Genomic DNA, 12,187 nt, shown 5'->3' with positions numbered 1-12,187 from the left:
CCCGGGGCGCCGTTGTCGTTTCAGTCGCCCGTCGCGCTGAGCGTCCGCTCCCCCGCCGCGCTGTAGGCCTGCTCGGTGGCCGCCTTGTATGGGCGCCACCAGGACTCGTTGTCCCGATACCACCGGATGGTCGCCGCGAGGCCGGCGCGGAAGTCCGCGTAGCGGGGCCGCCAACCGAGTTCGGAACGCAGCAACGTCGCGTCGATCGCGTAGCGCTGGTCGTGGCCGGGCCGGTCGGTGACGTGATCGAAATCGTCGGGATCGCGGTCGAACTCGGCGAGGATCATCCGCACCACGGACTTGTTGTCGAGTTGGCCGTCGGCGCCGATCAGGTAGGTCTGCCCGATCCGGCCGTGGCGCAGGATCTCCCACACGGCGCGGTTGTGGTCCTCGACGTGAATCCAGTCGCGCACCTGGTGCCCCGCTCCGTAGAGCCGGGGGCGCACCCCATCGATCAAGTTGGTGATCTGGCGCGGGATGAATTTCTCCACGTGCTGGTAGGGCCCGTAGTTGTTACTGCAGTTGGAGATGGTAGCGCGCACGCCGAACGAACGGGTCCACGCGCGTACCAGCAGATCACTGGAGGCCTTGGTGGCCGAGTAGGGGCTGGACGGGTTGTACGGGGTGGTCTCGGTGAAGGCCGGGTCGTCGGGGGCCAGGTCGCCGTAGACCTCGTCGGTCGACACGTGGTGGTAGCGCACGTCGTGCCTGCGCACGGCTTGCAGCAGGGCATAAGTGCCGACGATATTCGTCTGCACGAACGGCCACGGCTCGGCGAGAGAGTTGTCGTTGTGTGATTCCGCGGCGAAGTGCACCACCGCGTCGACCCCACCGACCAGTTCGTCGACCAGATCGAGGTCGGCGATGTCACCGTGCACGAAGCGGATGCGGTCGGCCACCGGGTCGAGCGAGGCCCGGTTCCCGGCGTAGGTCAAGGCGTCGAGGACGACGACGGTCGCGTCCGGGTGGTCGGACACGGTCTGCTGGACGAAGTTCGCGCCGATGAACCCGGCGCCGCCGGTGACGAGCAATCGCACCCCATGACTGTACGTGGGGCCGCGCCGAACCGGCGAAGGACTCGAAACCCGGTGCGGCCGAGGCCACTCCGGTATTTCGAACTGTGACGTTCGTCTCATTGACTTCCCAGCGAATGGAATTCTCGGATTGTTTTGTTCCGGAAAACCCCGGTCAGCGCCCACATTTCCGAGACCCCACCGAGCCGTGGGTCTCGGTGGTGAACAAAATTTGAATAAACAGTCACAAGCGGTTCACCACGCGTTAGCTGGTCTAGATTTTGCTCGTCTAGTCCCCTCCGAACGTTCCAATCGAGGTTCGAAACAAAATGCTGATGAGGAAATTCGCCGCGACGTCGGCACTGCTGATCGCCGCTCTCGGCATCACCGCCGGCACCGTGAACGCGGCTCCGGCCCCCGAGGCCGATGGCGCGGTGAACTTCACCGCCCACGCGACCGACACCCAGTCCATCATCACGACCGACGCCGGTTCCATGGTCGTCGAGGATGGCACCTTCAAGGTCAAGGCCGCCAACGGCGACGTGCTGACCGGCATGCCGCTGACCTTCCGGGTCGACGACTTCGAGTTCCCGATCGCTGCCGAGATCGCGGACCGGACCGCCACCCTTACCCCCCAGTTCGACATGGCGCACGCGACCTACAAGCCGGTCGCCCTCCCCTTCGAGGACAAGGCGCCGTGGAAGACCGAGTACGACCGTGAGACGGCCGCCTTCAACCGCATGAAGGACACCATCTCGACCGGCGCCACCATCGGCACCCTGGTCGGTGGCCTCAGCGGCGCCGCAGTCGGCTGCGTGCTCGGCGGCATCGCCGGCGCCACCGTCGCCTCGGCGGCCATCATCGGCCTGTTCGGCGCGTTCATCCCGGCCGCCGCCATCGGCTGCCTCGGCGGCATCATCGCCGTCGGCGCCCTCGGCACCCTCGCGGGCCAGCTGCTGGTCACCGCCCCGGTCGCGATCGGTGCTGCGATCCAGTACTTCAGCACCATCAACCAGCCGTTCAACGCGCCGAAGTAATTCGCGAACGAACGTCCAACTGAAAATCAGCGAAGCCCCGTCCGCGTGACCGCGTGGACGGGGCTTCGCTTTTTCCGATGACGGCCGGAAGATGAACAAATGCTGAACAAAAAGAAAAATTATCCCCTGATCAAGGACAGATAACTTCGATCCGGAAGCAATCGCGGCCGGTGCGGCGCAGCACTCCGGACAGGACGCGAGCCCCGTCCCGTCTGAGATGCGGGGCGAGGCTCGCCTCGAAAGGCCGGGCGGTCAAGCCGTCCGTGCCTGCTGGTCGTCCTCGATGCGGGCCCGCACGAACCGCGAGACCCGCGCCAGCGCCGCCCTGCTCTCCGGCAGGCCCGGCGCGATGCTCATGAAGGCGTGCACCTGACCGCGCCACAGTTCCAGCGCGTTCGGCACGCCCGCTGCGGTGAGCCGCTGTGCCATCAATTCGGAGTCGAAGCGCAGCACCTCGTCCTCGGCGGCGATCAGCAGCACCGGGGGCAGCGCGGACAGCACCGCGTTGACCGGCGACAGACTCGGATCGAGCGCCCCGTCGATCTCCGCGCCGATGCGCACCACCGCTTCCAGCGCCGACAGCGGGATGTACGGATCGCGCGTCACATTCACATAGTCGCGCTTCGCCCCGTAGTCCAGGTCGAGCAGCGGGCTCAAGCCGACCAACCCGGCGGGCGCGGGCAGACCCGATTCCAGGGCGAGCAGCGCGGTCGCGAAGGTGAGGTATCCGCCCGCCGAGTCGCCCGCGAAGATGATCCGCCCCGGATCGGCGCCGTGCCGCAGCAGCCAGCGATACGCGGCGAGGCAGTCGCGCACCGAGTCGGTGATCCGCGTGCCGGGCAGTTGGCGGTACTCGACGTTGATCACGGGCAGACCGGTACGGCGGGCCAGGCTGGCCGCGATCGGGCGGTGGCTGCGGGTACTGCAGATGGCGAAGCCGCCGCCGTGCATATAGAGCACCGCGCCGTGGCGCAGCGCACGCGACGCACCGGCCGGGCGGATGATCTCCAGGCGAAGACCGTGCAGCGACACCTGCTCCCGATCGATGCCCTGCGGCCGAGGACGCAACCGCGCCAGCCCGTCGACGGTGGCGGCGCCGAGAGGAATGGTCGTCCTGGTGACCGGGAAGGTTCGCAGCACCGGCCGGACCACGCCCATACAGGTGGCCAGCAGCAGCCGCGATTGCGCACTGGGGCCCTTCGGGTTCATCACCACGCCGGGCTCGCCGTCTCTGGTCGCCATCGCGCACCTACCTCACAACTGGTGCGCCGAATCACGACCGGACCGAGGTCGCCCAGGCGAGCTGTCGGCGCTGACATCTCACGCGGTGTCTTTTCAGAACACCATGCGCATCGTGACCTACGCAACAGAATCGCTCGATCCGCGCCGCGGCGAAACAACCGTGACCGAATCGAGGACTACTCGGAACCTCACCGAATCCCGGCGTCGTGAAACTGGCAGACTCCATGCATGCGCGGAATCATCTTGGCGGGCGGCACCGGCTCCCGGTTGCACCCGATCACGCGCGGGGTGAGCAAGCAGCTGGTCCCGGTCTACGACAAACCCATGGTCTACTACCCCCTTTCCACGCTCATGCTCGCGGGGATCAGGGACATCCTGGTGATCACGACACCCGATGACGCCGCGGCGTTCCGGCGGCTGCTCGGCGACGGCACGCAGTTCGGCCTGTCGCTCGACTACGTGGTGCAGCCCGAGCCGGACGGCCTGGCCAGGGCCTTCGTCCTCGGCGCCGACCATATCGGCACGGATTGCGCCGCACTGGTGCTCGGCGACAACATCTTTCACGGCCCCGGCCTCGGCACCAGCCTGAATCGCTTCCACGGGATCGACGGCGGCGCGGTGTTCGCCTACTGGGTCTCCGATCCCACCGCCTACGGCGTGGTGGAGTTCACCGAGGGGCGAGCGGTGTCCATCGAGGAGAAGCCGAAGACGCCGCGGTCGAACTACGCCATTCCGGGCCTGTACTTCTACGACAACGACGTGGTGGAGATCGCCCGGTCGCTGCGACCCTCCGCGCGCGGCGAATACGAGATCACCGACATCAATCGCGCCTACCTGGAACAGGATCGCCTGAGCGTGGACGTACTCGCCCGCGGCACCGCGTGGCTGGACACCGGCACCTTCGATTCCCTGCTGGACGCGGCCAACTACGTGCGCACCATCGAAGAGCGACAGGGCCTCAAGATCGGCGTCCCCGAAGAGGTGGCCTGGCGGATGGGCTTCATCGACGACGAGCAGCTGTGCCGACTGGCCGAACCGATGATCCGCTCCGGTTACGGCCGCTACCTGCTCGATCTGCTCGAACGCGGACGGGACTGGTGAGCATGGAGTTCCGAGAGCTCGCGGTGCCGGGCGCGTGGGTGGTCACGCCTCGCCAGCACGGCGACGATCGCGGCATGTTCCTCGAGGGCTTCAAGGCCTCGGAGTTCGAGAAGGCGACCGGGCGCCCGTTCGACCTGCGGCAGGTGAACTGCTCGGTGTCGGCGGCCGGGGTGCTGCGCGGCATCCACTACACCGAGGACCCGCCGGGCCAGGCCAAGTACGTGACCTGCGTGCGCGGCGCGTTCCTCGACGTGGTGGTCGACCTGCGCCCCGGCTCGCCGACCTACGGCCGCTGGGACAGCGTGCTGCTCGACGACGTCGACCGGCGCTCGGTGTTCCTGTCCGAAGGACTCGGCCACGCGATCCTGTCGCTGGAGGACGGATCGACCGTCACCTACCTGTGCTCACTGGAGTACCAGCCGGAGTTCGACCACGACATGGACGCGTTCGATCCGACGCTGGGCATCGAATGGCCGCGCGTGGGGCGGGACGGCAGCGAACTCACCTTCGTCCGTTCGGCGAAAGATACCGCGGCCCCGCCGTTCTCCTGATCCGCACAAGCTCGGCCGGATACCCCTCGCACCGGCCGAGCAAGGGTGCGGCGGCCGCTCGAGGCACAGCGGACCCGGTCCGGCGGGTGCCCGCGCCACGCGGGCTGGGCGGCCACCTTCGAGACGAGTCCCGGGCAGCCCATGGCAGGCGAGCGAGGCGAGGCAGCCCTGCCGGGGCGAACCCGGGCGCCGTCCTGTCGGAACCCGCGCCGGGCCGAGCGGAGGCGGAAAGCCGAATAACGCCGAGCGCCGACACCCCGGTGCGAGGTGACGGCGCTCGGCGTCCGGGCGGCGCTCAGCCGACGAGTTCCAGTTCCTTCGACTCGTCCACCACCCGCTCCCGGGCCCGGAATCGCGGCGCGAAGGCGAGCAGAGCGACGAGCGCTCCGACGATGGACACGCCCGCGGCGAACTCCAGACCGGGACGGTAGGTGTCGAGCATCCCGGCGGCCGAGATGTCGGCGTGTGCGCCGGAGGAGATGATCGCGGTGGTCACTGCGAGCACGATGGCCGCGCCGACCTGCATGGAGGTTTGCAGCACGCCGGCCGCGAGACCCTGCTCCTCGTCCTCGATGCCGTTGGTGGCCTGGATGTTGATGGCGGGGAAGCCCACCCAGCCGATGCCGATGAGCAGCACCGCGGGCAGCAGCATCGTCAGGTAGGAGGGGGCGGTGTCCAGCCGCAGGAACAGCAGGTAACCGACGGCCATCACGACCATGGTCACCGCGATCACCGGCCCGGTGCCGAAACGATCCACCAGCTTGTCGGAGAAGAACGCCGACAGCACCACCAGCAGACCGACCGGCAGCAGCGCCATCGCCAGCTTCAGCGGGGACCAGTCGAGGGTGTCCTGCATGTACAGGGTCACGATGAACTGCCAGCTGAAGTACGAACCCGCCACCGCGACGATCGCGAGACTGGCGCGGACCAGCGAGGACTTGCGCAGGATGCCGAGGCGGACCAGCGGGTAGCGCACTCGCTTCTCCACCGCGACGAACCCGGCGAACAGCGCGACGACCGCGACGAACGAGCCGATGGTGCGCGCCGACGCCCAGCCGGCTTCCGGCGCGGCCACCACGGTGTAGACCAGCAGCAGCATGGCGGTGGTGGACAGCAGCGCACCCAGCAGGTCGTGACCGCCTTCCTCGGCGGGCTTGTCCTTGGGCACCAGCACGTACGCCGAGACCAGCGCGGCGAGCGCGATCGGCACCGGCAGCAGGAAGGTCCAGCGCCAGCCGACGCCGGTCATCAGGCCGCCGAACAGCAGGCCCATGGAGTAGCCGCCCGCGCCGAACACCGTGTAGATGGACAGCGCCTTGTTCCGGGCGGGGCCCTCGGCGAAGTTCGTGGTGATGATGGACAAGCCGGTCGGCGCGGTGAACGCGGCGGCGAGGCCCTTGACGAAGCGGGTGAGGATCAGCAGCGGACCCGAACTGACCAGACCGCCGGCCAGCGACGCGACCGCGAAGACCGCGAGGGCGATCAGGAAGACCTTGCGGCGTCCGAGCAGGTCGGCGGTGCGGCCGCCGAGCAGCAGCAGCCCGCCGTAGCCGAGCACGTAGCCGCTGACCAGCCATTGCAGGGTCGAGGTGGACAGATCGAGTTCCGCGCCGATGGACGGCAGTGCGACACCGATCATCGAAACGTCGAGGCCGTCGAGGAACAACACGATGCACAGCGTGATCAGCATGCCCCAGAGCCGGGCTGACCATCTGGCCGGATCGGTCGCCTGAGCGGCCGAGAGCGTCGCTGGTGAAGTCATGCGGGGAACATTACATGCGCGTGCATTAAATGCCAACACATTTAATGCGGTTGCATACACTAGCCGGGCCCACTAAGATGGGGCCATGTCGAAGCCGACCACCGTGAGCACAGTCCGGCGCGCTCCCGCGCCAGCCGGGCTGGTTGCCGAGTGGCGCGAGCTGCTCGACCGGCACGCGGCGGTGAGTTGCGCACTCGAGAAGGCGCTGCAGAACGGGCATCACATCGGGCTCAGCGAATTCGAGACGCTGGACCGGCTGGTGGACGCTAACTGCGGCGACTACCGCATGAGCGACCTGGCCAACGACATCCACCTCAGTCAGAGCGCGCTCTCGCGGGCGGTGGCCCGGCTGGAGCGCGACGGTCTCGTCCAGCGCACCATGTGCGCGCAAGACCGCCGCGCCGTGTTCGTGTGCCTCACCGAGAAGGGCCGCGAGGTCTACGAGCAGGCCCTGCCCACCCACCGGGAGGTCTTGCGCGACACCTGGGACGTGCCGGGGCCGCCGAAGTGCTGATCAGCGCCGGATAGGCCTGGTCAGAGCGATTTCCGGGCGTCTTCGATGCGTGCTCGCGCGTCGACCGCCGCCGCCTCGATGCTCGCGAAGGCCGTCCGGAAGCGCGCGATCTCGTGTTCTTTGTCCACGTAGTGCGGCCCGGTGAACGCCTCCAGGTAGACCACCGGCGGTTCGGACGGCCCGCCGGAGCCCACCTCGGGGAATTCCAGCAGCACGAACCGGCCCGACGTCATGCCGTCGTGGTAACCGCACTCGGTGGGCACCACCCGGAGCCGGACGTTCGGCAGTTCGGTCATGCGCAGCAGGTGGTCCAGCTGCCCCGCGGTGACCTCCGGGTCGCCGATGCGCCGTCCCAAGACGGCCTCGTCGATCAGCGCGTCCACCCGCAGCGGCGCGGCGGCGCGGGTGACCAGCGCCTGCCTGGCCTGGCGCAACCGCACCCTGCGGTCGATCTCACCCGCGGACAACTCCGGGTGCGCCGCAGTGAACACCGCGCGGGTGTAGCCCTCCGTCTGTAGCAGCCCGGGGACGAGCTCGCTCTCGTAGGTGAACAGCCGGGTGGCCGCCTCTTCCAGCCCGATGTAGACGTCGAAGCCCTCCGGGATCACGTCGCCGTAGGCGGTCCACCAGCCTTTGGCCTTCGTGTCGCGCGCCAGCGCGCGCAGCGGGTCGACCAAGTCGGGCGGCGCGCCGTAGACCTTGCACATCGCCTCGACATCGAGACCACGCAGCGAGGTCTGGCCGGTCTCGATTCGCCAGATCTTCGCCTCCGACCACTCCAGCTGCTGCGCGGCCACCCGCGTGGTCATCCCGGCACGGGTGCGCAGATCGCGCAAATGCCTGCCGAGCTGCCGTCGCGGCATCGTCGATCCGGTCGTTCCCTGTGGTAAGGCCATGCTTCCCCCCTGTCCAGCCGCACACCGCCCGCACCGTGCGTTCGCGCGGCCTGCGGCGCGGCGCGCCCTCTCCGGAGACCCGTGGTGGATGTGCCGGGTATCCGAACAGCATTGTTCACAGTGAAACTCACAGCGGTCACGGCGCGCGTCTCAGCCAGGCCGATGGCTTGCGCGAGTCAAACCACTTCCGTACGCCGCGTTTTCGTCCCTACCTGCGCGGGGTGCGCTTGCGGAAGCGCCAGAACTGCACCGCTCGAACGTCTTCGGACAACTGATTGACCGGCTCGGCCACGTCCGACAACGCCTGGAACAGGTCGTCGGCCAGCTCGCTGATGTGCTCCACCCTCGTCGCCAGGCGCGCGGCGTTCACCAGGAACTCGAGCATCAGGCGGACGGCGGCCGCGATGGTGAGGCCGAGCGGGACGCCCAGCAGCGCGGCGAGCACGCCGAGCGCCGCGGACACCCGCCACGCCGCCACCGTCAGCGTGATCGGCACGGCGAAGGCGAACACCAGCCCCAGGATGTAGGCCAGCGGCAAGAGCGTGCGGGTGGCCGGGCGGTGAAACTGCACATCGAGCAGGGCGCGCGCGGCGGCGGCGCTCCACTGCGCGAACGCGCGGGGACTGCGGAACGGCTCGGCGGGTTCCTCTTCGTCGGAGGCGGCCCCGGCGAGCCGCTTGGCCGCCGACTCCTTCCACGTGAGCCAGCGCGACTCGGCCTCGTACTCCTCGACGTCCGCGGTTACGCGGTCCGCGGGCGCTCCGGCGCCGTGGGGTTCGTCACTCATGCCGAGAATCCTCCTTGCCCGGGGCGCTCCGATCCAGCCGGAAACGCACGCCACCGGTATGTTTTCGCACCCGCGACTCCCAGGGGGGCATCCACAGCGACCTCACAGCTCCGGCGCAGCGAGTGGCCAGGTCCGGGGTCGAAAGTAGCTGCGTGGCAACCATGGCGAGCCACCTCGGGATGCCCGGCGAGACGCGTACGAACCTCTCGGAAATGAGACGTAGGCGACACTCCGGAAATTTTCTCGGAGAACGCGTAACGCCCGTGGCGGCCCCCGCCGATACGACCCATGAATGCAGGACCCAAAGATCTACCGGGGAATGGAGAAGACAGTGCGCACCACGTTTCCGACTTCCGTCACGGCGGCCGAACTGACCGCCGCTGCGCAGGACTACAACCAGCGCGGGTGGACGGTCGCCGAAACGGCCAACGGTCTGAGCCTGATCACCGACGACGACCTGTCCGGCATCGAGGTCACCGGCGAACTGGCCGGCGAGGTCCGCCGCTTCCTGCGCGCGAACAACCTGTCCGGCGCGGTGATCGAGATCCCCGGCCCGGAGCGTCGCGAGATCCACCTGGTCACCGGCGTCCGCAAGGCCGCGATGGCGTTGCAGGCGCTGCGCGAGGCCGGGGCCACCGTGTACTCCGACGGCGCCGGCATCCCGCTGCCGCCCACCCAGCTCTCGGCCGGCTCGGCCTGCTGGGGCGTCGCTCCCGCCGAGGCGCGTTGGGTGCCGCCGGTCGTCGCCCTCGCCGCAGCCGTGCGCGCCGCCACCTCCGCGCGCCGCACCAAGCTGACCATCGCCTGCTGACCATCGCCTGCTGAGCAACGCCTCCCTGATCGGATGAACCTGCTGATCGCGGGCCGGGGCCGCGCTACCCGGCCTGTTTGCGACCGGTATCCGTCCTGACGCTCCGGATCCCCACCCCGGAGCGCCGCCGGGTACCGGTCGTTTGGCGTTGCCGATATCGAGCGTTCTCTTTTCAGTTCCACCGCCGGACGACAAGATGGGGTATGGCCCCGATCACGCAAGCGCGCAATCTGCTGCGGACCTGCCCACTCTGTGAGGCGGTCTGCGGCTTGGACATCACCCTGGACGCCGACGACCACGTGACCTCGGTCCGCGGCGACCGCAGCGATCCCTTCAGCAAGGGCTTCATCTGCCCCAAGGGAGCCAGCTTCGGCCATCTCGACGAGGACCCGGACCGGGTGACCGAACCACTGATCCGCGACCGCGCGACCGGCGCCTGGCGCGCCGCGACCTGGGACGAAGCTTTCGATTACATCGCCGCGCGGTTCCCCGCCGTCGTGGCCGAGCACGGGAACCAGTCGGCCGCGGCCTACTTGGGCAATCCGAACGCGCACACCGTGGCCGGCACGCTGTACGTGCCGATGCTGCTGCGCGCGCTGGGCACCAAGAACATCTACTCGGCCAGCACCGCCGACCAGATGCCCAAGCAGGTGGCCAGTGGGCTGATGTTCGGCGACCCGCTGACCGTGCCGGTGCCCGACCTGGACCGCACCGATTATCTGCTGATGCTGGGCGCCAATCCGCTGGAATCGAACGGTTCGCTGTGCACCGCACCGGATTTCCCAGGCAGGCTGAAGGCCCTGCGCGCCAGGGGCGGCCGCTTCGTGGTGGTCGACCCTCGGGTGACCCGCACCGCGAAACTCGCCGACGAGCACCTGTTCATCCGGCCGGGCAGCGATGCCTACCTGCTGTTCGGCATCGTGCACACGCTCTTCGCCGAGCAATTGACCGATCTGCGCGTCGACGTCACCGGGGTGGACGAATTGCGCGCGACCGCCGCGGCGTTCGACCCGGACACGGTCGCGGCCCGCACCGGTGTGCCCGCGTCCACGATCGTGCGGCTCGCCCGCGAGCTCGCGGCGGCGCCGACCGCCGCGGTGTACGCCCGCATCGGCACCTGCACCGCCGAATTCGGCACGATCACGCAATGGCTGGTCGACGCGATCAACGCGCTGACCGGCAACCTCGACTCCCCCGGCGGCGCGATGTTCGCCACCGCTGCCGCCGGCGGCATCCCCCGGACCAAGCCGTTCCGTGCCGGGCGCTGGACCAGCCGGGTCCGCGAGCTACCCGAGGCGATGGGCGAGCTGCCCGTCGCGACGCTCGCCGACGAGATCACCACGCCCGGCGAGGGGCAGATCCGCGCCCTGGTGACGGTCGCGGGCAATCCCGTACTGTCCGCGCCGAGCGGCGCCCGCCTGGACGAGGCCCTCGCCCAGCTCGACTTCATGGTGAGCGTGGACCGCTACGTGAACGAGACCACCAGGCACGCCGATGTGATCCTGCCTCCCCCGCGTCCCACCCAATCCCCGCACTACGATTTCGCGCTGTTGCAATTCGCCGTGCGCAATTACACCCGCTACTCGCGCCCGCTGGTGCCACTGGGTGACCGGCCCTCCGAGCCCGCCGTCCTGGCGCGTCTGGCCGCCGCGCTCACCGGCAGGCCGCACAACGGCTCCGACGGGATGGATCCGCTCACCGCCATGGACGAACTCGTCATCGCGGGCCTGCTGCACAAGGCCGGGCTTACCGAGCGGCGCGGCGACCTGATCGGCGAGAACAGCACCGAGCAGCGTATCGACCTGATGCTGCGCCTCGGGCCGTACGGCGAATGGAACGGCGGCACGCTCAATCTGCAAGCGCTGCTGGACAATCCGCACGGCATCGACCTCGGCCCGTTGCGGCCGCGCCTGCCGGGCGTCCTGCGCACGGCGAGCGGCCGGGTGGACCTGGCTCCGCAACCCCTGCTCGACGACGTGGCGCGGATGCGCGCGCGCCTGGCCGACGAGGCGCCGGAGATCGTGCTGATCGGGCGGCGGCAGCTGCGGTCGAACAACAGCTGGATGCACAACATCGCGCCGCTGGTGAGCGGGTCGAATCGCTGCACACTGCACATCAATCCGGCCGACATGGCACGACTGGGGCTCGGCGATCAAGCGGTGGTCAAGTCGGCCGCCGGGACCCTGACGGTTCCGCTGGAGCCGACCGAGGCCATCATGCCCGGCGTGGTGAGCCTGCCGCACGGGTGGGGCCACGCCGACAGCGGCCAGACCGTGGCCCGCGCGCACGCGGGTGTCAACGCCAATGTGCTCACCGATGATTCGGTGGTCGACGCGCCCTCCGGCAACGCCGTGTTCAACGGGGTTCCGGTCACGCTGACCCCGGCCTGACACACCGCGAACCACTCCCGCAAATGCCGACCGGCCGGAAACAGTTCCGGCCGGTCGGCTTTTAGCTAATCGTCCGAAATGCT

Annotated in this window: 11 protein-coding genes; 6 read left to right on the top strand and 5 right to left on the bottom strand. The window is 68.9% G+C overall.

Features of this window, described 5'->3' with window-relative positions; translation table 11 throughout:
- Positions 1–20 precede the first annotated feature (20 nt).
- Positions 21–1,037 carry a dTDP-glucose 4,6-dehydratase gene (rfbB, locus tag ABZ803_RS26790; RefSeq protein WP_357043354.1) on the bottom strand — a complete coding sequence of 339 codons (1,017 nt, stop codon included), beginning with the start codon at positions 1,035–1,037 and terminating at the stop codon, positions 21–23.
- A gap of 305 nt (positions 1,038–1,342) precedes the next feature.
- On the opposite strand from rfbB, the gene ABZ803_RS26785 reads away from it, so the two are divergent.
- Positions 1,343–2,050, top strand: a complete 708-nt coding sequence (locus ABZ803_RS26785; protein WP_357043352.1) for a hypothetical protein — start codon at positions 1,343–1,345, stop codon at positions 2,048–2,050.
- A 252-nt stretch (positions 2,051–2,302) separates the two neighbouring features.
- Here the strand turns inward: ABZ803_RS26785 and ABZ803_RS26780 are convergent, their stop codons facing one another.
- On the bottom strand, positions 2,303–3,292 hold the full coding sequence (locus ABZ803_RS26780) for an alpha/beta hydrolase (RefSeq protein ID WP_357043350.1): 990 nt from the start codon (positions 3,290–3,292) through the stop codon (positions 2,303–2,305).
- A 228-nt stretch (positions 3,293–3,520) separates the two neighbouring features.
- On the opposite strand from ABZ803_RS26780, the gene rfbA reads away from it, so the two are divergent.
- Both rfbA and rfbC read left to right on the top strand, forming a co-directional pair.
- The gene (gene rfbA / locus ABZ803_RS26775) at positions 3,521–4,393 is read left to right on the top strand and encodes a glucose-1-phosphate thymidylyltransferase RfbA (RefSeq protein WP_357043347.1); all 873 of its coding nucleotides are present in this window, start codon (positions 3,521–3,523) and stop codon (positions 4,391–4,393) included.
- A 2-nt stretch (positions 4,394–4,395) separates the two neighbouring features.
- Positions 4,396–4,944, top strand: coding sequence for a dTDP-4-dehydrorhamnose 3,5-epimerase (gene rfbC, locus ABZ803_RS26770; RefSeq protein ID WP_040864275.1), 549 nt, complete (start codon positions 4,396–4,398; stop codon positions 4,942–4,944).
- A gap of 295 nt (positions 4,945–5,239) precedes the next feature.
- Here rfbC and ABZ803_RS26765 read toward each other — a convergent pair whose 3' ends face one another.
- Complete coding sequence (locus tag ABZ803_RS26765; RefSeq protein ID WP_357043345.1) at positions 5,240–6,706, bottom strand: MFS transporter; 1,467 nt, start codon at positions 6,704–6,706, stop codon at positions 5,240–5,242.
- Positions 6,707–6,791: 85 nt separating this feature from the next.
- Between ABZ803_RS26765 and ABZ803_RS26760 the strand changes: the two genes are divergently transcribed.
- A complete protein-coding gene (locus ABZ803_RS26760) occupies positions 6,792–7,220 on the top strand; it encodes a MarR family transcriptional regulator (protein WP_357043343.1) in 429 nt (142 codons plus the stop codon).
- Between the two features lie 20 nt (positions 7,221–7,240).
- Here ABZ803_RS26760 and ABZ803_RS26755 read toward each other — a convergent pair whose 3' ends face one another.
- Together ABZ803_RS26755 and ABZ803_RS26750 are read right to left on the bottom strand one after the other, a co-directional pair.
- The gene (locus ABZ803_RS26755; RefSeq protein WP_357043341.1) at positions 7,241–8,083 is read right to left on the bottom strand and encodes a helix-turn-helix transcriptional regulator; all 843 of its coding nucleotides are present in this window, start codon (positions 8,081–8,083) and stop codon (positions 7,241–7,243) included.
- A gap of 241 nt (positions 8,084–8,324) precedes the next feature.
- A complete protein-coding gene (locus ABZ803_RS26750) occupies positions 8,325–8,903 on the bottom strand; it encodes a DUF4282 domain-containing protein (protein ID WP_357043339.1) in 579 nt (192 codons plus the stop codon).
- Positions 8,904–9,195: 292 nt separating this feature from the next.
- Here ABZ803_RS26750 and ABZ803_RS26745 point away from each other — a divergent pair, with 292 nt between their 5' ends.
- Complete coding sequence (locus ABZ803_RS26745; protein WP_357043337.1) at positions 9,196–9,714, top strand: hypothetical protein; 519 nt, start codon at positions 9,196–9,198, stop codon at positions 9,712–9,714.
- 203 nt (positions 9,715–9,917) lie between these two features.
- On the top strand, positions 9,918–12,104 hold the full coding sequence (locus ABZ803_RS26740) for a molybdopterin-dependent oxidoreductase (protein WP_357043335.1): 2,187 nt from the start codon (positions 9,918–9,920) through the stop codon (positions 12,102–12,104).
- The last annotated feature ends 83 nt before the right edge of the window (positions 12,105–12,187 follow it).

It is taken from the genome of Nocardia sp. NPDC047648 (genome assembly GCF_040642815.1).
Taxonomy (GTDB): Bacteria; Actinomycetota; Actinomycetes; order Mycobacteriales; family Mycobacteriaceae; genus Nocardia; species Nocardia gamkensis.
The sequence above is the reverse complement of the archived record's forward strand: the minus strand, read 5'-3'. Positions and strand labels throughout refer to the sequence as shown.